Raw genomic sequence first — 21155 nt, 5'->3', positions numbered from 1 at the left:
CCGGTCTTTTGAAAATCGGTTTGGATGCGGGCTTATGCCTGTTCGCGGGCCACGGCGCGCCAGCCGATATCACGGCGGGAAAAACCACCTTCCCAGTCAATAGCATCAACCGCCTCATAGGCGCGCTTCTGGGTTTCGGTGACGGTTGCACCGCGCGCGGTGACGCCAAGAACACGACCACCGGTCGCAACCAGCTTGTCACCATCCATCTTGGTCCCGGCATGAAGGACCTTGACCTTGTCCATGGCATCAGCCGCCGCGACGTTTTTGATCTCGGTCCCTTTTTCATAGGACCCCGGATACCCCTTGGCGGCCATAACGACGACCATTGCGGTTTCCTCATACCATTCCGGTTTGACGGTATTAAGCGTGCCGGAGGCCGCACCATCAAGGATATCAAGCACATCTGATTTCAGGCGGGTCATCAGAACCTGACATTCCGGATCACCGAAACGAATGTTGTATTCGATCAGTTTCGGGTTGCCTTCATCGTCAATCATCAGGCCGGCAAACAGCACGCCCTTGAACGGGTGGCCTTCATTGGCCATGCCTTTGACGGTCGGGATGATGATCTGTTCCATGACCTTGGCTTCGACCGCATCGGTAAAGACCGGGGCCGGGGAATAGGCCCCCATGCCGCCGGTATTGGGGCCGGTATCGCCTTCGCCAACCGCCTTGTGATCCTGGGCTGCAACCAGCGGAATGACGTTTTCGCCATCGCAAACCGCAAAAAATGAGGCTTCCTCACCTTTGAGGAATTCTTCAATCACGATTTCCGCCCCGGCATCGCCGAACTTACCACCGACCATGCATTCATCAATTGCGGCAAATGCTTCGTCCGTGGTCTGACAGATCGTAACACCTTTGCCGGCGGCCAGGCCGTCGGTCTTAACGACAATCGGCGCACCGTGTTTTCCAACAAATGCCTTGGCATCGGCGGGATTGGTGAAACGACCATAGGCAGCTGTCGGGACACCGAACTTTGCCACCATGTCTTTCATGAAGCCCTTGGAACCTTCAAGCTGGGCGGCCGCCTTGGAACACCCGAACGACTTGATGCCCGCGGCGTCCAGTGCATCGACAAGGCCCGCCACCAGCGGGGCTTCGGGGCCGACAACGACCAGATCAACCGCATTGTCCTTGGCGAAGGTTACCAGGCCGTCGATATCGCCATCGGAAATCGCGACACATTGCGCAGAATCCGCAATTCCGGCATTGCCCGGTGCGCACCAGAGTTTGGAAATGCGCGGGCTGCGCGCAATGGCCCAGCATAGTGCGTGTTCACGTCCGCCGCCGCCAACGACCAGAACCTTCATGACTTTATCCTTCGACTTGTCCGATTGCTTGATGGTCCATGCGCGATGAACTAGGCTAGACCCAAACGCCATCCCGCAGAATGATTCAATGTGCGGGCTTTTAGCATAAAGTGCCCTTGATGACGCAAGATTTGTTCGACCCTTATGCCCCGGTACCGGAAACCCCTGTGAAATCGGGAAATGCGCCCGAATTTTCGGTATCCGACCTGTCCAATGCACTCAAACGCACGGTCGAGGATGCCTTTTCCTTTGTCCGGGTGCGCGGGGAAATTTCCGGCTTCAAACAGGCCAGCAGCGGCCATATGTATCTGGCGCTCAAGGACGACAAGGCGGTTCTTGATGGCGTGTGCTGGCGCGGGCAGGCGGCCAAACTTGGTCTGGTGCCCGAAGACGGCATGGAAGTCATCGTCACCGGCCGTCTGACGACATTCCCGGGCCGTTCGAAATATCAGATCGTGATTGAAAGCATGGAAGTCGCGGGCGAAGGCGCGCTTCTGAAACTGCTTGAAGAACGCAAAAAGAAACTCGCCGCCGAAGGCCTGTTTGACCCCGATCGCAAAAAGCCGATCCCGTTCCTGCCCGATGTCATTGGCATTGTGACATCGCCGACCGGGGCGGTGATCCGCGATATCATGCATCGTCTGCGTGACCGTTTCCCGCGCCGGGTTCTTTTGTGGCCGGTGCTGGTTCAGGGGCAGGGTGCCGCCGAACAGGTGGCCGAGGCCGTGCGCGGTTTCAATGATCTGTTGCCCTATGGCCAGATCCCGCGGCCAGACGTTCTGATCGTGGCGCGTGGTGGCGGATCGCTTGAAGATTTGTGGTGCTTTAACGAGGAAGTCGTTGCCCGTGCGGTCGCCGATTCCGACATTCCGGTGATTTCGGCAGTCGGGCATGAAACCGACACCACCCTGATTGATTTCGTGTCGGACCTGCGCGCCCCGACCCCGACCGGGGCGGCGGAAAAGGCCGTGCCGGTGCGCATGGACCTGATCGGGCAGGTCGAAGAAGACGGTCTTCGACTGGCACAGGCCGTGCGTCGCCTGGGACTTGAAAAGAAAACCGCGCTTGAAAGCCTGGCCCGTGGGCTGGGGGATCCCAAAAGGATGCTCGAAGAACGCGCACAGACACTCGATAACTGGGCGGATCGTTTGCCACGTGCGGCTGTTAACCTGACGCAGCAGGCGCGTGCGCGCCTGAACGAGGCCAGTGCGCGACTGGTCAGTCCGCGTGAACAGCTTTCGGAAAAGCGCGGGCGTCTTGAAAATGCGGCCCTTCGTCTGGACGGGGCGATGAAATCCGCCCTTCAGATGCAGCAAGCGCGTCTTGATCGCGCGGCTGCGGGCTTGCGCCCCGGTGATGCCAAGCGTGATGTTGTTCGGGCGGAAAAACAGATCGCCGATCTTGGTGCCCGGATGCAGGCAGCGGTTGGCAATATCGTCAAACGCGAGGCCGAAGGACTGGCGCGTTATGACCGGCTTCTGGAAAGCTATTCCTATCGTAATGTTCTTAAACGCGGCTTTGCCGTGGTGCGTGATGGGGCGGGCAACCTGGTTGGCAAGTCGGGCGATCTTGTTACCGGGCAGTCCTATGATCTTGAGATGGGCGATGGCATCACCCGTGTCACAGCCGGCGAGGGTGCCGCGACGTCGGGGCCGGAGGGCGCGAAACCGTCAGAACTGTCACAACCGTCAGAACCGGCAGAACCGGGACAGCGCAAGGATGATAGCGCTAACATCGCGGTTGAAACAGCTGGCGCAACCGTGGCGCCAAAGCCTGCCAAACCCAAACCGGCGAAAAAGAAAAATCCGCGTCCACAGGAAGATGACAGGCAGGGGAGCCTTCTGTAATGCGTTTGGCATTTAAAACCGTGATCGCAATTGCCGGTCTTTTGGGTGCAAGCATCACCGCACAGGCGGCCGAGCCAACTTATCAGGGGCAATTTGTTCAGGGCGGGATTGTTTTTGGTCAGACAAATGCCGGTGATGTTGTTCTGCTTGACGGGGACGCGATTGATACGATTGCCCCGGACGGGCGGTTCATCATCGGATTCCCCCGCGATTATGAAGGTCCGGCCAAACTGACGGTTCGCCATGCAGATGGCAGCACCGAAGAATTCGCCTATGCCATTGCTGATCGCGAATTTGATATTCAGCGGATTGACGGTTTGCCGCCCAAAATGGTCACGCCCGATCCCGACGTCATGAACCGGATCAAGGATGACAGCCGTCAGGCCCGCGAAGCCCGCACCGAACGCTTTACCGAGAACTTTCTTGAGAACGGCTTTATCTGGCCTGCCCTTGGTCCGATCAGTGGGGTTTACGGATCACAGCGTATCCTGAATGGTGAACCGCGCGCCCCGCATTGGGGGGTCGATATTGCCGTTCCGACCGGAACCCCGGTGGTGGCCCCAGCCGACGGGATCGTGACCCTTGCCCATCCCGATATGTATTTTTCGGGTGCCACCCTGTTTATTGATCACGGGCTTGGCATGGTGTCGGCCTTTTTGCATCTGTCTGAAATCGACGTCAAAGTTGGCGATGTCGTCAAACAGGGGGATGTGATTGCCAAGGTGGGCGCATCGGGCCGGGCGACCGGCCCGCATCTGGACTGGCGGATCAATGTCGGGGCGGCACGCGTTGATGCCCAATTGCTAGTACCCCCGATGGACCAAGCCCAAAAGGCGGCAAACGCCAATAATTAACGGGAAACGCAAACCATGAAAAAGCACGGGGCCGTCGCCGCAGGACATGAAGTCACCGCACGCGCCGCCGCCCGTGTGCTTGATGATGGTGGCAATGCGTTCGATGCGGTGGTGGCGGCCATGTGGGCGGCCTGTGTCGCCGAACCGGTTTTGGCGTCCCTTGGCGGTGGCGGTTTTGTGATGGCACGCCCGGCCGGGGAACCGCCGCGTCTTTATGATTTCTTTGTTGAAACCCCGCTTGAAAAGCGATCCCGCGAAGATCTTGAATTCGAAAGCCGTCTTGCGACCTTTGCCGGGGGTGTCACCCAGGAATTCCACGGCGGTTATGGATCGGTGGCAATGCCGGGCGTTGTTGCCGGCCTGTTTGAAATTCATGATGATCTGGCGACTTTGCCAATGGCACAATTGGCCGAACCGGCAATTGATGCGGCCCGCAATGGCGTGATTCTGGATGAATTTCAACGCTATGTGATGGGGATTGTCGAACCGTTGCTGGGCTTTTCGGCGCAAAGCCGTACCGTTTTTGGCAAGCCGGGCCATACCGACGAAGACGGGTTTGAGCTGCTTGAAACGGGTGCCCGCCATGTTCAATCCGATCTTGCGCACAGCATTGAATATCTGGTGCGGACCGGCGCCGACGGGTTTTATCGCGGTGACATCGGACATGCGCTGGTCCGGGAATGCCGGGAATTCGGCGGATATCTTGGGGCGGATGATCTTGCGGCCTATCGAGTGCTGGTGCGGGACCCGCTTCTGGTTGGCGGGCGCAAGGGCCGTTTTGTCCTGAACCCGCCCCCGGCATCGGGCGGGGTGCTGGTGGGATTTGGTCTTAAGCTTGCGCGGGAAATGGCACTGGGTGGTTTCGGGTCGGCCCGCCATCTTGAAGCAATTTCACAGATCATCCACGCAACCGGTTTGGTGCGCGGGGAATATGGCGCGACGTCGGCGATCCTGTCGGACGAGCTTTGCGAACGCTATCGTCTGATGATTGGGGAACGCCCGCTTAGTCAGCAGGGCACGACCCATATTTCGGTTGTCGATGAAGACGGCAACCTTGCCGCTGCAACCATCTCAAACGGGTCAAGTTCCGGGCGGATCGTGCCGCAAACCGGCATCATGATGAACAATATGCTTGGCGAAGCCGATCTTTCGCCCGACGGGTTTCATATGTGGCCTTGCGGGGTGCGGATGACATCGATGATGACGCCCGCGCTTTATCTTGGCGATGATGGCGGGGCGATTGCGCTTGGATCGGGGGGATCAAATCGCATCCGGTCCACCATGCTTCAGGTGCTTTTGAATATTGATGCGTTTGACATGACCCTGCACGGGGCGGTATCCGCGCCGCGCATGCATGTCGAAGACAGTCTTCTGTCGGTGGAGCCGGGCTTTGATGATGCGTTGCTTGATCAGCTTAGTCTTGAAAATCAAAGCCGCTGGGACCGCGAAGACATGTTCTTTGGCGGGGTTCACGCCGCAAAGGTCAGCGCGGATGGCGCCAGGTTTTCGGCGGTTGGCGATGCCAGACGCAATGGCAACCAGATCATCGGCCTGCCCGAACAAGGCGTCTGATCGCGACCGGACTTGGGCGTGGTTGTGCGGTCTATCCGTTCTGGCCGCTTTGCGGGGGCACCCAGTCGGCGGCCTTGACGTCAAGGATCGGGGCGGCGTCAATCTGTTCTGCGTCCATCATGGTTGCCACGCGCTGCATTGATGACAGAAGCTGTGTTTTTTCCCAGTCGGGCAGAGCTTCGAACTGGGTAATGAACTCTTCATGCAGCATGGTCGGCGCCGTTGCCAGAACGTCGCGCCCGGCATCGGTCAAAAAGGTGTTTACCACCCGTTTGTCGGTCGAACTGCGACGGCGTTCGGCAAGGTTGCGCTGCTCAAGACGGTTCAAAATGGTCGTCACAGTCGCCTGGCTAAGCGACACGTGATTGGAAATGCGTTTGACCGTGACATTCTGCAATTCGTCAATGGCGCGCAACACCATGACTTGCGGGATGGTCAGGCCACATGCCTTCATCACACGTTTGGAATGGAGATCCGTCGCCCGGATAATCTGGCGCAAGGCGACAAGAATGTCCTGCCAATAGGCTTCGGTCATGACGGTTCCCTTTGACGTTTCGGGCGTGTGAAGGTGTGAGTTACCGGGTAACGACCTTTGCGTGATTGATCAAGACCAATTGTCCTGTGACAAACGCGATGGGGCGTTGAATTCTATCTGAACCGCTGGATCACGGCAAAAATCAGCGAAAAGATCGCAAGCAGGATAATCGCCACTGTTGCGATCAGTAAGGCCTGCTTGGTGCGCAATTCATTGGCCTGTTTCAGTTCGATATAGGCAATGACATTGTGGCGCAACTGATCCATTTCCGGGCCGACATCAAGACTGTTCATGTAAAGTTTGGCGCCAGCACGCGCCAAAAGATCATTGGTCTTGTTCATTTGCTGGGTAAAAAGGGCAAACCGTTCTTCGGTATCGGCAAGATCGCCTGTCAGGTCGTCTTCAGTATCGCCCGCACGTGCAATCGTGATTGCCGTTCGGGTCAGGTCATTGGCATCGGCTTCGACACATTCGGCAAGTGTGGATCTTGGATTTTCGTCCGAACATTCGACAGGGCGGTCGCCATATTCTTCAATGGCCTTGCGCAGATGTTCCTTGAGCTGCTGATCAAGTTCGGATATCCGCAGCCGGATTTCACGGGCGGTTTCGCGGATATCGGCAATGTCATGATCAAGCGCCATGCTTGGCCAAACGACAAACATCGATCCGGCGATCATCAAAGTCAGAATGATCAATAAGCGGCGCAAGAAAGGGTAGCTCCTGACCCCGGGGTTCAAATTTCAGAACCGCAAGTCTGAAGCAATGATGTTCTCAATGCGTTAATAAATGCCGGAAAATTTGCAAATACTAATTTGGCCAGCGCCGATGGACCCAAAGCCACTGGGCGGGGCGTTCGCGGATCCAGGATTCCATCATCGCATTCACATCGGTCATGATTTTGGCGACATCGGCGTGACGGTCGCCGGTTTTGGTGACCGGAACGGGCGGATAGAACGTCATGCGAAAATGCGCACCATTGATCCGTTCTGAACGCACCGGAACAATCGGCGCATCATATTTGAGCGCAAATTGCGCAAGTGCGGGGGCCGTCATTGCATCGCGGCCAAAAAACGGGACCGCGATGCCGTCGCTCATTTTCTGATCGACCAGCATGCAGGCATGGCCGCCGTCTTTCAGGCAACGCGTCAGTTTGCGGGCGCCACTTGGACCTTTTTGTACCAGTTCGCCTCGGAATGTCTTGCGGGCGCGCATGAACAGGTTATCGACCCACGGATTGTCGGGCGCGCGATAAACACTCATCATTTCCATGTCCAGCACGGTGGCAATGCACATGGTGACTTCCCAGTTGCCGATATGACCGGTAAAGAACAGGCCTGGTTTGCCATCGTCCTTTAGCGCCAAGCCGTTTTCCACACCGACGATTTCGATGCGGGGGCCGCCCGGGCGCAATTTGTGAAGATGGGGGATTTCCCCGGCCGACCGGCCAAGATTGTCCCACATATCAACGATGATCTGATCAATTTCGGCCGGTGACTTTTCCGGGAATGCCTTGACCAGATTGTTGCGGGCCTTTTTGGACTGTCCCAGTTTGGGGCCGATTGTTCGCAGCAGCCAGCCCCCAAATCCCGATGCCATATCGATCGGCATGATGGCGAACATCCAGTAAAGCAGATACGCCCCGAACCCTTGCAACGGGTGGGACAGGTATTTTTGGCGCATCCGGTAAAGGTCGCTGTTCTTATCCATCGGCGAGTACTGTCTTCACAATCTGGGAAAGCTGATCGGGTGCCTCGAACACCAGTCGAATGTCGAGACTGTTTATGCCGTTCCGGCTGTCGGATGGCAAGCGCATCAGGTCTTTTTGCGTGGTCACAAGTTCCGCATCGAGTTTTGCCGCTGTCATGCGCAAAGCTGTCAACTCATCGGGCGCAAACACATGATGGTCGTCAAAATCCTGTGTGGCGACGATCCGTGCCCCGACCGACGCCAGACTGTCATAGAATTTCTGTGGGCGGCCAATGCCGGCAAAGGCGACTACATTCTTGCCGGCAAAGCGGTCGCCGTTTACCGGTACGATCCGTGCGCGCAGGATCGGCACGGATGCCGGAAGATTGGTGATGAAGTGCGGGGTCTTATCGCCAATCAGAATGATCGCATGGACCTTTTCAAGGCCGCTGATCAGGGGTTCGCGCATGGGGCCGGCGGGCATGACGCGGCCGTTTCCGATGCCATAATTGCTGTCGATAACGGCAAAGCTGCAATCCTTGATCAGGGACGGGTTTTGCAATCCGTCATCAAGAATGATCGCATCCGCACCGGCATCCCGGGCCATTTCCGCACCCAGAAATCTTTCGCGCGATATCCATGCCGGACCATGGTGCGCCAGAAGCAACGGTTCATCCCCGACCTTTGATGCGTCATCAAGATCAGGGTCGACGCGATGGGGACCGGCAATGGAGCCGCCATAGCCGCGGCTGACAAAATGCGGGTGACGACCCAGTGCGCTTAGAACATCGAACAGGGCAACGGATGTCGGTGTTTTGCCCGCACCGCCGACGGTGAAATTGCCAACGCAAAATACCGGGCAGCCCGGATGGCGCGCGGTTGTGGTTTTTGTGCGCACACATGCCCCGGCACGCCACAGCAATGACAACGGGCTTAGCAGCTTCGGAACCAGACCATCTTTCTGCCAGAAGCGGGGATCACGCATGATCGGCCTCGTCGATTGCTTTTTGCGCCATCAGCGGGCGCAGCGCATCAACGGTTCGGTCAAGAACTTCTGCCTTTGAATTGGCATAGTGCAGGGCGGCTTCGGCGATTGTTCGCGCGGTTTCGCGATCACGCAGCAGCGCGCCGACCTGACGGCACAGATCATCTGCATCCGATGCCGGGCGGCATGCACCCGCAATACGCATTTCTTCGCTGATGGTGGCAAAATTGCTCATGTCCGGGCCATGCAGGATGGCGCAATTCAGGCGGGCCGGTTCAAGCGGGTTTTGCCCGCCCGATGCGCAAAGAGTCTTGCCCATGAAGCAGACCGGCGCGATCCGGTAAAACAGGCCCAGCTCGCCAATTGTGTCGGCAAGATAGATATCCGTGCCCGGAGTAATGATGTGACCAAGGCTGCGTCGGGCAACTTGCAACCCCTGTGCGATCAGCTCGGCCTCGATCTCGTTTGCGCGGTCCGGGTGGCGTGGCACGATGATGGTCAAAAGCCCGACCTGTTCAGCTGAGAGCTTTTTGTGAATATCCCCGGCAATGCGTTCTTCACCGGCGAATGTGCTTGATGCCAGCCAGACCGGGCGCAGTCCGATCTGTTCCTGAAGCTTTGCCAGTGCGCTTTCATTGGCAGGCAGCGGCGGGGCAGCGAATTTGAGGTTCCCGACCGTTTTGACATTGCCAGCGCCTAGTGAGGCAAACCGATTTGTTTCGTCATCACTTTGCGTCAGGACAAGATCAAACGCCGATATGACCGGACGAATGAATGACGGATAGCGGGAATAACCCTTAAAGCTTTTTTCCGAAATCCGGCCATTCAGAAGCGCAAGTTTCACACCGGCCTTTTGTGCCTTGGTCAGCATATTGGGCCAAAGGTCACTTTCAAGCCACAGTGCGACATCGGGTTTCCAGTGATGGAGGAAACGGGCAACGCAGATCTGTCGGTCGATTGGAATGAATTGATGGATCACACCTTCCGGCAGGCGGGCATTCATCAGTTCGGCCGAAGTAACAGTCCCCGTCGTCACCAGAATGGACAGGCCGGGATAGCGACGGCGAATTTCATCAATCACCGGCAAGGCAGACAATGATTCGCCAACACTGGCACCATGGATCCAGACAAGATGACCCTTGGGGCGAACCGCACTTGGATGACCGAAACGTTCGCCAATACGGCCCGGATCTTCCTTGCCGCGTTTTTTTCGCCGGTTCAGATAAAGATGAAGTGCCGGGCCAAGCAGGCGGGTCGCCGCGCGATAGGCGTAAAACAGGCTCATTTGCCGGTTTCCCCCGCTGCGATTTCGGACCGTTTCTGTTTGGGCAATTCATCGGGCCCGGCAGGTGCAATGACGTCAAGTCCAAGAACGCGGTCGGTATCCTGGGTCAGTTTGGTCAGGGCGTTTTCGATTTCAAGCCGCTTTGCTTCAAGACCGGCATCATCGAGTTTGCGCTCAACGAAAACCGGTTCACCCCAATGAAAGACACCGCGGGCAAATGGCACCGGCAGGGGCAGGACAAAACGGTCCCAGCTTTTGAAAATCTTGCGGCTTGATGCGGAATAGGTCAGCGGAAAGACCGGAACGCCGGCCATGCGGGCTGCCTGTACGACCCCGTCGGATGACCGCATTCTGGGGCCGCGCGGGCCATCCGGGGTCATGCCGACAACGTCACCGGCCTTGAGTGCCTTGATGATTTGACGCAGGGCCGCAGCCCCGCCTTTGCCAACCCCGGTGGAGCCCGCGATGGTTTGAATGCCGAAATGGGCCACGGTGCGCGAAATGATTTCACCATCGCGATGTGAAGAAATCAGCATATGAAACGGCAAATCACCGCCAACCGCACGCCAGGTATAGGGCATCATCAACAAACGTTGATGCCAGAACGCAACGATGAACGGTTTGCCGTCGCGCAAATATTGCGCGGGCAACTCGCCGCCTTCTGTTTTCCAGCGGCCGGTCACGCGGACAAGGCGCACATAGGCCGCTGCTATCCAGCACAAGGTGCTGCGCATCGTATCGCTTTTGATGATCCGCTTATGCCACTGCACGCCCGATTATCCCGAAATTGCCCGGATCAGTTTCCGTTTTCTTCTGAGAATTGCAGATTATAGAGGTTTGCGTAAGCCCCTCCAAGTTCAAGCAATTCTTCGTGCTTGCCCTGCTCAATGACGCGCCCGTTATTGATGACACAAATCTTGTCGGCATCAACAATGGTCGACAGACGGTGCGCAATCACTAGGGTGGTGCGACCCTTCATCAATTCGGAAAGCGCGCCCTGGATATGGCGTTCGGATTCCGTATCAAGGGCCGATGTTGCCTCGTCCAGAAGCAGGATTGGTGCGTTTTTAAGCATCGCGCGCGCGATTGCAATACGCTGACGCTGCCCGCCCGAAAGCTTCACGCCATGTTCGCCAACTATGGTGTCATAGCCGTGTTCAAGCTGAAGGATGAAGTCATGGGCGGCGGCGTGACGGGCGGCTTCCTCGATCTCGGCGTCACTGGCACCGGCGCGACCATAGGCAATATTGGCGCGTACCGTATCGTCAAACAGGGTGATTTCCTGACTGACCAGTGCGGTTGCCTTGCGCAGGGATTCAAGCGTAACGCCACGGATATCCTGACCATCAATGTTGATCGCACCGGCATCAATGTCATAGAAACGCGGGATCAGGTTCAGGATGGTGGATTTGCCCGCACCGGACGGACCAACAAGTGCGACGGTTTCCCCGGCCTTGATATCCAGATCAATATCGCGAAGGGCGGTGATTTCCGGATTGTAGGAAAAGGCGACGTTTTTGAAGCTAATATCGCCACCTGAAACCGTCAGCGCTTTGGCATCCGGCGCATCCTTGATTTCGGGTTCTATATCAAGAACTGTGAAAACGCGCTGTGATGCTGCCAGACCTTGCTGCAAGGTGATGTTGATATTTGCCAGACGTTTTACCGGCTCATAGGCCAGCAAAAGGGCGGTGATAAAGGCAAAGAAGCTTCCGGGATCGCTGGCACCGTCGATCACCCGGCTGCCGCCATAAATAATAATCGCTGTAATCGCCGCACCCCCAAGCGTTTCCATGATGGGGGATGAACGGGCACTGACGGTTTGTGCCTTGAAGCTCAGTTTGAAGACTGTTTCAACCAGCTTGCCCATACGTGAACATTCGTAAGGTTCCATGCCATATGCCTTTACATGGCGGATGCCCTGGAATGTCTGTTCAAGCAGGGTGGCAAATTCACCAATTTGCTGCTGGGTGTTGGCTGACACCTTGCGCATCCGGCGACCCAGTCGCGCAATCGGGTAGATCGCAGCGGGAAAGACCGTGAATGCAATGATGGCAAGCAGCCAATCCTTGTAAAACATGACACTGATCAGGACGATGGCAGTCAACAAATCCTTGCCAAATCCGGTTAGCGAGTTGGAAACGGCCGCACGCATTGCCGTGATGTCGTTGGTAAAGCGCGTGATCAGCTTGCCGGTATTGGTGCTGTGGAAGAAGCCGATATCAAGACGAATGACATGTTCGTACAAACGGTTTTGGATGTCGGCCAGAATACGCCCACCGACATAGCTCATCAAAACGGTCTGACCGTAATTGGCAAAACCTTTCAGTGCAAAGGAACCAAGAACTGCGGCGCCGACAGGAACAAGCATCGCTTCGCGCTTGTTGATGAAGACATCATTGATAATGGGGTCCATCAGAAGCGCATAAAGGCCGGTTGCACCAGCCATTAAAGCCATACACAGAAGAGCAAGAAGAATTTTCCCGAAGTATGGAGCAACGGCATCTTTGACGATGCGCTTGACCAACGGCCATGTGCCCCAATGTTCTGTGGTGTGGTCCAAGGAGTTCTTGGGCAATTGCTTCTTCCTGGTCGTTTAGGCCATTTCCACATTGTATCGAATTGATACTGTCTATATGGATAAGGCTTCAAATAAATATTCAAATGTACGCGCTGTTGCTAGCACGCCGAGCCATAAGCGGCAAGCCGCAGTAAGCTTCATGCGGACACAAAACTGATCTGTAGATCAGCAGGTCACAAAGAGCGACATATAAGACAAAATAATGAACGAGCAACTGCACGCACTTGTCGAGCACACAATAGCCCAGGGCGTGGGCGCACGCGTTTTCCCGTTAAGCTGGAATGGCCGGCGGATATGGGTCAAACAGGCGGTGCCGGCAAAGGAAAAAGTCTGGCATCGGTTGCAGCGTTTTCTGGCCAATGTCACGGGCATTCCGCTTTTGCGTCCAACGGTGTCGCCCGGCGGCAAGGCGGGGCTTGTGAATGAAGCCAATACCCTGCGCAAGCTGGCCGCACATGGCGTACTTGTGCCCGATCTGATTGGCGAAGGGGCGAACTGGATCGCAATCGGTGACAATGGCGGTATCCTTCAGACCAGGATCGAAGATGATGTTCGGTCCGGCAATGAAGACCGGGTCAAACAGCATATCACTGCTGCTGCATCCGCTTTGGCGCGGTTGCACGCATCGGGTGTGTCGCACGGGGCACCGCTATTGCGAAACATGACAATACGCGATGATGGCCAGATCGGCTTCATTGATTTTGAAGAAGACCCGAATGCCCGCATGCCATTGGAAGATGCGCAGGCCCGCGACATTTTGTTGTTCGTATTTTCCATTCAGCGCGAATTCAAAAAACGTCCGGAATTGTTGCGGACGGGATGGGCAACCTATGTTGCCACAGCGGGCGAGACTGCCGGGCAACTTGTCCCTTTGCGCAAGGTCATCAGGCTTTTGCGACCGGTTTACATGATTTTGCGCCCGTTCCGCAGATGGCTGGGAACGGACGCGTTGAATGGTATTCTGGCTTATCGAACTTTGCGCAAAAGCCTTTATCGCAAATAGAACTTCACCCGTTCCACGCTTTCCGTCGGTTTTCCCGGGGCTTCCCACTTACTGGGCGGGTTGACCGACCGGGGCTGTGCCAAGGCTTTCCTGATCTTGATCCGGGGATGTCGCCGGGTTTGTGCCTGCATTGTGCCGAGTGGCATCGTCGACCGAAATCCGGACGGCCTCGATCCCGTCAAAGCCGCCGGAAAACGGTGCCAGATTGTGCAGGAACTGGGTGGCGGAATTCTGCCAGCTATATTGTTCAGCCAATGCACGGGCATCTTCGGATGTCAGCTCAAGTGCGGCCAGGGCTGCTTCGCGCAGGTCGGCATCAATGGCACCGGCCTTGGTGCCGCGCACAATATCAGCTGGTCCCTGAACCGGGAAGACGGCAACCGGGGTGCCCGATGCCAGTGCTTCAAGGATCACAAGGCCGAAGGTGTCGGTCTTACTTGGAAACACAAAGACATCCGCCGAAGCAAAGGCTGTTGCCAGTTCTTCGCCAACCTTTTTGCCCAGAAACTGCGCATTGGGATATTTGCCCTTAAGCTCGTTAAGTTGTGGGCCGTCACCAACCACGAACTTTGTCCCGGGCAGATCAAGGTCAAGGAAGTGGCCGATATTCTTTTCCACCGCAACCCGCCCGACAAATAGCCAGTGTGGTTTCGGGAAATCGCCAAATGATGCGTCCGGTCGGGGCCGGAACAGATCAAGATCCACCCCGCGAGACCAGATATGCAGGTTTTCAAAGCCCCAGTCGGACAGTTCCTGACGCAGGCTTTCGGTGGCGACCATGACCGAGCGTGATTTGGAATGGAATTTGCGCATCCCGCGATAGGAAATCGACAGCGGCAGCCGCCAGCGCGCATGAATATATTCCGGAAACCGCGTGTGATAGGCGGTTGAAAACGGCAAGCCGTGTTTCAGGCAATAGGAACGGGCCGCCTGACCCAGCGGGCCTTCGGTCGAAATGTGGATGGCGATCGGGTGCAATGCCTCGATCATTTTGGCCATCTTGCGTTTGGCAAACAGGGCCAGACGGATTTCCGGATAGGTCGGGCAGGGAACAGTTTTGAACTGATCGGGCGAAATGATGTGAACATCATGTCCCATCGCGCCCAGCTCGCCACGTACGGTTTCAAGGGTACGGACAACACCGTTTACCTGCGGATACCAGGCATCGGTTACGATCAGTATTTTCATGCAGTCTTTCCAATCGGGGCATCGCTGCGTTTTTTGGACGCACCCGATGCGGAATTGTCCGTGCCATGGGCAATGCGGAACATGGAGATCAGTTTGCCAAGACCCAGTGACGGGGTGCTTGCAGCGTCCCGGCCGGGGCTGGAATGGCTCATGGCCATCTGGCGCATTTCCGCCCAGTGCAGAAGTTCAAGTTTGCCATCCTTGTCTTCAACAAGGGCGGTGCAGCTTTCGACCCAGTCGCCGTCATTGCAATAAAGCACATCACCGATCATGCGTTTTTCGGCATGATGGATATGACCGCAAACCACGCCATCGACCTTGCGCTTGGCGGCTTCGTGGGCGACGGCATTTTCGAAATTGCAGATGAACTGAACGGCGTTTTTGACCCGGTTTTTAAGATAGGCCGAAAGCGACCAGTAACCGTATCCAAGGCGGCGGCGAATGCCGTTATAGTAACGGTTAAGGGCGATGGCCAGGTTGTAGGCCGTGTCCCCAAGATAGGCCAGCCATCTGGCATATTTGACAACCCCGTCAAATTCATCGCCATGAATGACCAGCAGGCGCTTGCCATCGGCTGTTTCGTGGATATCGTTCATTTTGACATCGACATGCCCAAAGGTCATATCGACAAATTCACGGGCAAATTCATCATGGTTTCCGGGGACAAAGATGACTTTGGCGCCATTTTTTGCCTTATCCATGATTGTCGTGATAACAGCATGGTGACTTTCCGGCCAATACCAGCTTTTCTTGAGCCGCCAGCCGTCAATAATGTCACCGACCAGATAATAGGTATCTGCTGTTACTTCATTGAGGAAATCCAAAAGAAGATCTGCCTGACATCCACGTGTCCCCAAATGGACGTCTGAAATCCAGACCGTGCGGTAATGCGGTTGCAGCGTCATCGCTGTCATTGCCGCTCCTCCGTATCCTGCCAAAAGGATGGCTGGAATTCGGCGTTTCGAGGTGCCGAATACTGTCCCCAACCAGTATCGGTTTAAAATAAAAAACGTGATTTTATAACCCGTTCACAGAAATTTCGTCGTTCTGTAAAGCAACTGTTACATTTTTTCTTTCATATGGTAGTGCGTGTGTATGATTTATTTCGGTTTTATTTCGGAAGTATGTTCTGAATGACCCATGCCGATGTGACTGTGATTTTCAATCCCCGTGCGGGGGGGAACAAACAGCGGTTTCTGTCCAAGATTTTGCAACATGCAGGGATCAGGGTGGAATTGTTGCAGACTACCCATCCCGGCCATGCCCGTGAATTGGCGCGCAAGGTGCGTGCCCATCAACGCCTGTTTGTTGCCGGCGGCGACGGATCATTGAACGAGGCGCTGAATGGTCTGCTTGATGCCCAGATCGATGGTCACGAAGTCCCGCCACTTGGCGTGATCCCGCTCGGGACGGCGAATGTTCTGGCCGTCGAAGTCGGGCTGGAACGCAAGGCAAAGGCAATTGCCGACTATATCAATAATCCCGGTCAGGTCTGGATCCGGCCCGGACTGGTCAATGGGCGCGCCTTCTTTTTGATGGTCGGAATGGGGGCCGATGCCGACACGGTTGCCAATGTGTCGCTCAAGCTCAAACGCATGATCGGCAAGGGTGCCTATGTTCTTGAAGGATTGCGGAACATCTTTTTCCCGCGTCATCGCGACTTTGAAGTCAATATCGGGCGGGAAAACTATCGGGTGGCCGGGGTTGTGGTGACCCATGCGCAGCATTACGGCGGCGAATTCATCATTTCACCGACTGCGAAGCTGACCGATAACGGTTTTGATGTTGTCCTGATGCCCGGCAACGGTATCGGTGCATTGTCGCGCTATGGGCTGGCCCTGACGTTAAACAGGTTGCATGAACAAAGCGACGTCTCGGTTGTGCGGTCTGAACGCATCACGATCACCAGCCATTGTGGCCCGGCTCCGCTTCAGATTGACGGTGAAAGTGCAGGAAAACTGCCATGCGAAATCAGCCTGTCGCCCTATCCGGTGCGGCTGATGGTGCCACAGGCCTATGCAATGGCCGCGGGTGGCGTGGTTGAAACCGGCCCTGAACCACTTCGCCTGACCAGCGGTTAACCCCGAAGCTAAATCTTTATTGCAAATGCAAGATATCCCGGTTGTTTGCCGCCGGGATATCAGAAGGCATGTGATCGCGCTTGGAAATCGCAAAGCAAAGATCAGGCATTCTTTTGCAAATCCCCATGACCTTACCCGTCATTTCGCGGGTTTCCCGCGTGTAAATCGGCATTTTATGGACCGATGCCCCGGTTCTGATTTTCGATGCCCCTCGGTTGATAACGGGGGATGGTCCAATGTGTTTGCCCTGCTTTACAGCGTTTGCCAGCATGTCTGGAAATTACAGTGTCTGTTGCTGAGAAACAGGGAAACTGATCCGCCGAACTGGGCCGATCTGCCGGGCATATTCGAAAGGACAGGTATACAGGTCTTCTGGATAGGTCGGCCTTACTTTTCCTTGTAATTTCGCATGTTACGCCAAACCTTTAAGTTAGTTGCAATATTGTGATTATCTAAAACAAGGGTTGTGTACTCCCCATATGGGGAGGGTAGTGACTGTCATGAGCAGATACCTTGGTAATCAAAGAGATCGTAGCGCGGTGCTGCGAACACGGAGGGTATGATGGTGTCGCGTGTTTCTTCTGCGCCGACGGGGGCGTTTTTGGAAAACTTGGGTGTTAAGACAAAGATTCTATTGGGGTTTTCAGCAGTGCTGGTCATTCTTGTCTCAGCGCTGGCATTCGCATTCTACAGCTTCACCAAAGTTGCACATGATGTTGATGAATATGCGCTGCGGGTCGAAGAAGCCGCACTTGTTGCCCAGATTGAAACGCGGTTTTTGCGTTTCAAAAGTCATGCCCGCGAATTTGCCAACAAGGCAAGCGCCCATGACGCGGAACAGGTGTTCGTCATCGCCGATCAAATCCGCCCAATTCTTGACAAGGCATTGCAAAGTTTCGAATCAGCCGAACATCGTGCCCGGATCGAGAAAATATCAGGGGCACTTGATCGCTACATGCAGGATTTCGAAAAAGTCCGTGATCTGAGTGATGAATATCACGCCCTGATCACTGACCGGCTTGAGCCCGACGGCATCAAAGTCGTTTCCGATCTCAATGCATTGATCGCACGTGCAGAAACCACCCAGAATATCGACGCCCTGAAAAAGGCGGTGGCCGCGCGTGAACATGCCCTTTTGGCGCGTCTTTATTCCAATATTCTGATCGGGCGTCAGGATGACAGCTTTGGCGAAAAGGCAGCCAGCGAGTTCGGCCTTCTCAAGACCGGGCTGATTGAAATCAACCAGACAGTACCCGATGCGGAATACAAAAAGACCATCGGCGAAGTCATGACATTGTTTGATGATTACCGTGACGCATTTGACAAGATCCGGTCAAATGAACTGGTCATCATTGAAACGGTCAATGGCGATATGGAACAGGCATCCAGTCTGTTGCTGTCCGAAGCAGCCGATCTGATGGCGGAATTTTCGGCGACCGAACATTCAATTTTTGAACGTGTTGTTGATGAAATCGGTCTGGCGGAAACCGAAATTCTGATCGCGTCGCTGATCGGTATGGGGCTTGGCATCGTCATTGCCATTCTGATCGGTGACCGTCTGTCAAAGCCGATCATTGCCATCACCCAGATCATGCGAAAGCTTGCCGATCATGATCTGACGGTCAATGTGCCATGGCAGGAACGGCGCGATGAAATCGGCCAGATGGCCGGTGCGGTTCAGGTCTTCAAGGAGAATGCCATTCGCAATGACGAACTTGAAGCCAAGGCAATCGAAGATGAAAAACGCGCCAAGGAAGCCCAGCGCCAATTTATGAACCAGACGGCCGACACGTTCAATTCCGATGTCGGGCAAATCATTGAAACCGTTGCCGCGGCCGCGGTGGAATTGCAGGCAACCGCAGACAGCATGTCACGTCTGGCAAGTTCGGCATCCGAACAGACGGTGGCTGTGGCATCGGCAACCGAAGAAGCCAGCGGCAATGTGCATTCTGTTGCCTCGGCCACAGAGGAACTCAATTCCTCGATCGAGGAAATCAACCGGCAGGTTGTCCATTCATCTGATGTGGCACGCAGTGCGGTCGGGCAGGTCAACAAGACCCAGGCCGACCTTCAGCAACTGGTCGAAGCATCGGAAAATATTTCAAATGTGCTGAAACTGATTTCCGATATTGCCGATCAGACCAACATGCTGGCCCTTAATGCCACGATTGAAGCCGCACGGGCCGGTGATGCCGGGCGTGGTTTTGCCGTGGTCGCAAATGAGGTCAAAAATCTTTCCGATCAGACCGCCAAAGCGACCGAGGAAATCACCCGTTATGTCGAAAACCTTCAGGCCCGCACCGGAAGTGCGGTCAATCAGGTTGAGGCAGTGGGCAAAACCGTCAGTGAAATGGATGCAATTATTGCCACCATTTCATCGGCGATCGAAGAACAGACCGCCGCAACCCGTGAAATCGCCTTTAACGTTGAACAGGCGGCAACCGGCACCACCACGGTCAGTTCAAACATCGCAACCGTCAGTTCGGCCGTCAATGAGGCCGGAACAGCATCCGGGGATGTCTTGCGTGCGGTCAGCATGCTTTCGGAAAACTTCACGACCCTGAAAGGTGCCACGGACAATTTCGTAAACACGATCCGCGCGAGCTGATCCGTGAAGTAATCTGACGATTACAAAAGACCCCCCAAAAAAAACGCCCGGCACATTCAAGTCCGGGCGTTTTTGTATCGGAATTTCTGTTGGTGTCGGTCAGGATTACTGACCGGCCAGCGTCATGCCATCAATGCGCAAGGTCGGTGCATTGGTACCGTATTTGAAGGTCAGATCATTGGCCGGGACCACGGATTTGAACATGTCCTTGAGGTTCCCGGCCACCGTGATTTCCGATACCGGATAAGCCAGTTCACCATTTTCAATCCAGTAGCCCGACGCACCGCGCGAATAATCGCCGGTAACGCCATTGACGCTGCTTCCGATCATTTCGGTGATATAGAGACCCGATTTGATATCCTTGATCATGTCTTCGGGCGAAATGGTGCCCGGTTCCATGTAAAGGTTGGTGGTTGACGGCCCCGGAAGGCTTCCGGCCCCGCGCGATGCGTTGCCCGTTGATTTCAGCCCCAACTGGCGGGCCGAGCGCAAATCAAGGATCCAGGTTTTCAAAACGCCGTTTTCAATCAGGTAGCGTTTTTCATTGGCGACACCTTCGGCGTCAAACGGTTTGGAACGCAGACCGCGTTTGCGGTGGGGATCGTCGACAATGTTGATATGCGGGGCAAAGATTTCCTTGCCCATGGCATCAAGCAGGAAGCTGGTCCCGCGCGCGATGCCCGATCCGTTGATCGCACCGGACAGATGGCCAACGATTGAGGATGAAACACGCGGATCATAAATGACGGGAACCTGCGTGCTTTTGACTTTGCGCGGGTTCAGACGGCGCAGGGTTTTTTCTGCGGCCTTTTTGCCGATTTCGACCGGGTCACGCAGGTCGGTCGAAAAGACCGCGCTGTCATAATCATAGTCGCGCTCCATTGCCGTTCCGGTCCCGGCCAGCACCGAAACCGAAATGTGACTGCCCGAACCGGCATAGGAATTGGCAAAACCATTGGTCGCGGCCAGCGTGATCTGATGGCGGCCCCAGCCGGCTTCTGATCCTTCGGAATTGGTGATGCCTTCGACGGAACGGGCGGCTTCTTCGCAGGCACTTGCCCATTCGATCAGTTTGTCCTGGCTGACTTCGCCCGGTTCACAAAGTTCAAGCGCGTCGACATCAAAACTTGCGGCAAGTTCGGACGGATCGGCAATACCGCAATACGGGTCTTCCGGGGCGTTCTTGGCCATGGCAACGGCCCGTTCGATCAGTTCGTTCAAGGCGGCGTCGCTGGTGTCAGATGATGACACGACAGCCTGTTTCTTGCCGATCAGAACGCGCAGGCCAAGATCGGCGCCTTCGGATCGTTCTAGCTTTTCCATCTTGCCCAGTCGCTGGGCAACCGAAAGAGATGTTCCTTCGACATAGACGGCATCTGCGTCATCAGCACCGGCTTTCTTGGCGCGCGCCAGCAGATCATTGATACGATCAAGTGTCATGTCGGTCTTGGGCATGGAAGCTCCCTTATTTCGGAATGTATCTATCGGCTAGTTATAGGCGGCAGGGACGTATTCGCAAAGAACAGAAACGGTTTGATGCATCTGCATTGCAGGTGCCCTTGGTCGTGTTCCCAAAGGTGGCGTGAATGTATCTGTGGGGCAAGGGGCTGGACG

At 55.6% G+C, this 21155-nt stretch carries 18 protein-coding genes; 6 read left to right on the top strand and 12 right to left on the bottom strand.

Annotation, left to right across the window (positions count from 1 at the left end):
* Window positions 1-32: 32 nt before the first annotated feature.
* The gene (gene purD, locus WA429_RS07285; protein ID WP_287466777.1) at window positions 33-1316 is read right to left on the bottom strand and encodes a phosphoribosylamine--glycine ligase; all 1284 of its coding nucleotides are present in this window, start codon (window positions 1314-1316) and stop codon (window positions 33-35) included.
* A gap of 119 nt (window positions 1317-1435) precedes the next feature.
* Between purD and xseA the strand changes: the two genes are divergently transcribed.
* Genes xseA through WA429_RS07270 form a run of 3 tightly spaced genes read left to right on the top strand, consistent with a single transcriptional unit; the run spans window position 1436 to window position 5589 of the window.
* Window positions 1436-3163: an exodeoxyribonuclease VII large subunit gene (xseA, locus tag WA429_RS07280; RefSeq protein ID WP_287466779.1), complete on the top strand. Its 1728-nt coding sequence runs from the start codon at window positions 1436-1438 to the stop codon at window positions 3161-3163.
* Complete coding sequence (locus WA429_RS07275) at window positions 3163-4017, top strand: M23 family metallopeptidase (protein ID WP_250284809.1); 855 nt, start codon at window positions 3163-3165, stop codon at window positions 4015-4017. The genes xseA and WA429_RS07275 overlap by 1 nt, the downstream gene beginning before the upstream one ends.
* A 15-nt stretch (window positions 4018-4032) precedes the next feature.
* Window positions 4033-5589 carry a gamma-glutamyltransferase family protein gene (locus WA429_RS07270; protein WP_287466780.1) on the top strand — a complete coding sequence of 519 codons (1557 nt, stop codon included), beginning with the start codon at window positions 4033-4035 and terminating at the stop codon, window positions 5587-5589.
* 31 nt (window positions 5590-5620) lie between these two features.
* On the opposite strand, the gene WA429_RS07265 is transcribed toward WA429_RS07270, so the two are convergent.
* From WA429_RS07265 to WA429_RS07235, 7 genes are all read right to left on the bottom strand, one after another.
* On the bottom strand, window positions 5621-6124 hold the full coding sequence (locus WA429_RS07265; RefSeq protein ID WP_068517269.1) for a MarR family winged helix-turn-helix transcriptional regulator: 504 nt from the start codon (window positions 6122-6124) through the stop codon (window positions 5621-5623).
* A gap of 113 nt (window positions 6125-6237) precedes the next feature.
* A complete protein-coding gene (locus WA429_RS07260; protein ID WP_068517268.1) occupies window positions 6238-6831 on the bottom strand; it encodes a hypothetical protein in 594 nt (197 codons plus the stop codon).
* A gap of 100 nt (window positions 6832-6931) precedes the next feature.
* Window positions 6932-7831 (bottom strand): LpxL/LpxP family acyltransferase, encoded by a 900-nt coding sequence (locus tag WA429_RS07255; protein WP_206928076.1) that lies wholly within the window; start codon window positions 7829-7831, stop codon window positions 6932-6934.
* On the bottom strand, window positions 7824-8795 hold the full coding sequence (lpxK, locus tag WA429_RS07250; protein WP_287466781.1) for a tetraacyldisaccharide 4'-kinase: 972 nt from the start codon (window positions 8793-8795) through the stop codon (window positions 7824-7826). Before lpxK ends, WA429_RS07255 begins: the two co-directional genes overlap by 8 nt.
* Window positions 8788-10080, bottom strand: coding sequence for a 3-deoxy-D-manno-octulosonic acid transferase (locus tag WA429_RS07245; protein ID WP_287466782.1), 1293 nt, complete (start codon window positions 10078-10080; stop codon window positions 8788-8790). The genes lpxK and WA429_RS07245 overlap by 8 nt, the downstream gene beginning before the upstream one ends.
* Complete coding sequence (locus WA429_RS07240) at window positions 10077-10850, bottom strand: lysophospholipid acyltransferase family protein (RefSeq protein WP_287466783.1); 774 nt, start codon at window positions 10848-10850, stop codon at window positions 10077-10079. Before WA429_RS07240 ends, WA429_RS07245 begins: the two co-directional genes overlap by 4 nt.
* A gap of 26 nt (window positions 10851-10876) precedes the next feature.
* Complete coding sequence (locus tag WA429_RS07235) at window positions 10877-12607, bottom strand: ABC transporter ATP-binding protein (protein WP_287466789.1); 1731 nt, start codon at window positions 12605-12607, stop codon at window positions 10877-10879.
* A 256-nt stretch (window positions 12608-12863) separates the two neighbouring features.
* Between WA429_RS07235 and WA429_RS07230 the strand changes: the two genes are divergently transcribed.
* Window positions 12864-13664, top strand: a complete 801-nt coding sequence (locus WA429_RS07230; protein WP_228194380.1) for a lipopolysaccharide kinase InaA family protein — start codon at window positions 12864-12866, stop codon at window positions 13662-13664.
* Window positions 13665-13712: 48 nt separating this feature from the next.
* Here WA429_RS07230 and WA429_RS07225 read toward each other — a convergent pair whose 3' ends face one another.
* Both WA429_RS07225 and WA429_RS07220 read right to left on the bottom strand, forming a co-directional pair.
* A complete protein-coding gene (locus tag WA429_RS07225) occupies window positions 13713-14852 on the bottom strand; it encodes a glycosyltransferase family 4 protein (RefSeq protein ID WP_287466784.1) in 1140 nt (379 codons plus the stop codon).
* Window positions 14849-15766, bottom strand: coding sequence for a UDP-2,3-diacylglucosamine diphosphatase (locus WA429_RS07220; protein WP_068517261.1), 918 nt, complete (start codon window positions 15764-15766; stop codon window positions 14849-14851). The genes WA429_RS07225 and WA429_RS07220 overlap by 4 nt, the downstream gene beginning before the upstream one ends.
* 219 nt (window positions 15767-15985) lie before the next feature.
* On the opposite strand from WA429_RS07220, the gene WA429_RS07215 reads away from it, so the two are divergent.
* Complete coding sequence (locus tag WA429_RS07215) at window positions 15986-16933, top strand: diacylglycerol/lipid kinase family protein (RefSeq protein WP_068517260.1); 948 nt, start codon at window positions 15986-15988, stop codon at window positions 16931-16933.
* 498 nt (window positions 16934-17431) lie between these two features.
* On the opposite strand, the gene WA429_RS07210 is transcribed toward WA429_RS07215, so the two are convergent.
* Entirely contained in the window at window positions 17432-17593 is a 162-nt protein-coding gene (locus WA429_RS07210) for a hypothetical protein (RefSeq protein WP_170310314.1), read from the bottom strand.
* Between WA429_RS07210 and WA429_RS07205 the strand changes: the two genes are divergently transcribed.
* Window positions 17583-19541, top strand: a complete 1959-nt coding sequence (locus tag WA429_RS07205) for a methyl-accepting chemotaxis protein (RefSeq protein ID WP_288348749.1) — start codon at window positions 17583-17585, stop codon at window positions 19539-19541. The genes WA429_RS07210 and WA429_RS07205 overlap by 11 nt on opposite strands.
* Window positions 19542-19646: 105 nt before the next feature.
* On the opposite strand, the gene WA429_RS07200 is transcribed toward WA429_RS07205, so the two are convergent.
* Complete coding sequence (locus WA429_RS07200) at window positions 19647-20996, bottom strand: TldD/PmbA family protein (RefSeq protein ID WP_287466568.1); 1350 nt, start codon at window positions 20994-20996, stop codon at window positions 19647-19649.
* Window positions 20997-21155 lie beyond the last annotated feature (159 nt).

The organism is Thalassospira sp. CH_XMU1420-2 (assembly GCF_037029325.1).
GTDB classification, from domain to species: Bacteria; Pseudomonadota; Alphaproteobacteria; order Rhodospirillales; family Thalassospiraceae; genus Thalassospira; species Thalassospira povalilytica.
Note: the sequence above shows the minus strand (reverse complement) of the source record. Positions and strands in the feature narration are given on the sequence as shown.

What these genes read in the sequence shown, in the direction of transcription:
- purD (WP_287466777.1), bottom strand. Translation starts at nt 1,316, where the DNA reads ATGAAGGTTCTGGTCGTTGGCGGCGGCGGACGTGAACACGCACTATGC.
- lpxK (WP_287466781.1), bottom strand. Translation starts at nt 8,795, where the DNA reads ATGCGTGATCCCCGCTTCTGGCAGAAAGATGGTCTGGTTCCGAAGCTG.
- WA429_RS07270 (WP_287466780.1), top strand. Translation starts at nt 4,033, where the DNA reads ATGAAAAAGCACGGGGCCGTCGCCGCAGGACATGAAGTCACCGCACGC.
- WA429_RS07220 (WP_068517261.1), bottom strand. Translation starts at nt 15,766, where the DNA reads ATGACAGCGATGACGCTGCAACCGCATTACCGCACGGTCTGGATTTCA.
- xseA (WP_287466779.1), top strand. Translation starts at nt 1,436, where the DNA reads ATGACGCAAGATTTGTTCGACCCTTATGCCCCGGTACCGGAAACCCCT.
- WA429_RS07225 (WP_287466784.1), bottom strand. Translation starts at nt 14,852, where the DNA reads ATGAAAATACTGATCGTAACCGATGCCTGGTATCCGCAGGTAAACGGT.
- WA429_RS07200 (WP_287466568.1), bottom strand. Translation starts at nt 20,996, where the DNA reads ATGCCCAAGACCGACATGACACTTGATCGTATCAATGATCTGCTGGCG.
- WA429_RS07210 (WP_170310314.1), bottom strand. Translation starts at nt 17,593, where the DNA reads ATGACCAGCACTGCTGAAAACCCCAATAGAATCTTTGTCTTAACACCC.
- WA429_RS07230 (WP_228194380.1), top strand. Translation starts at nt 12,864, where the DNA reads ATGAACGAGCAACTGCACGCACTTGTCGAGCACACAATAGCCCAGGGC.
- WA429_RS07265 (WP_068517269.1), bottom strand. Translation starts at nt 6,124, where the DNA reads ATGACCGAAGCCTATTGGCAGGACATTCTTGTCGCCTTGCGCCAGATT.
- WA429_RS07275 (WP_250284809.1), top strand. Translation starts at nt 3,163, where the DNA reads ATGCGTTTGGCATTTAAAACCGTGATCGCAATTGCCGGTCTTTTGGGT.
- WA429_RS07245 (WP_287466782.1), bottom strand. Translation starts at nt 10,080, where the DNA reads ATGAGCCTGTTTTACGCCTATCGCGCGGCGACCCGCCTGCTTGGCCCG.
- WA429_RS07215 (WP_068517260.1), top strand. Translation starts at nt 15,986, where the DNA reads ATGACCCATGCCGATGTGACTGTGATTTTCAATCCCCGTGCGGGGGGG.
- WA429_RS07255 (WP_206928076.1), bottom strand. Translation starts at nt 7,831, where the DNA reads ATGGATAAGAACAGCGACCTTTACCGGATGCGCCAAAAATACCTGTCC.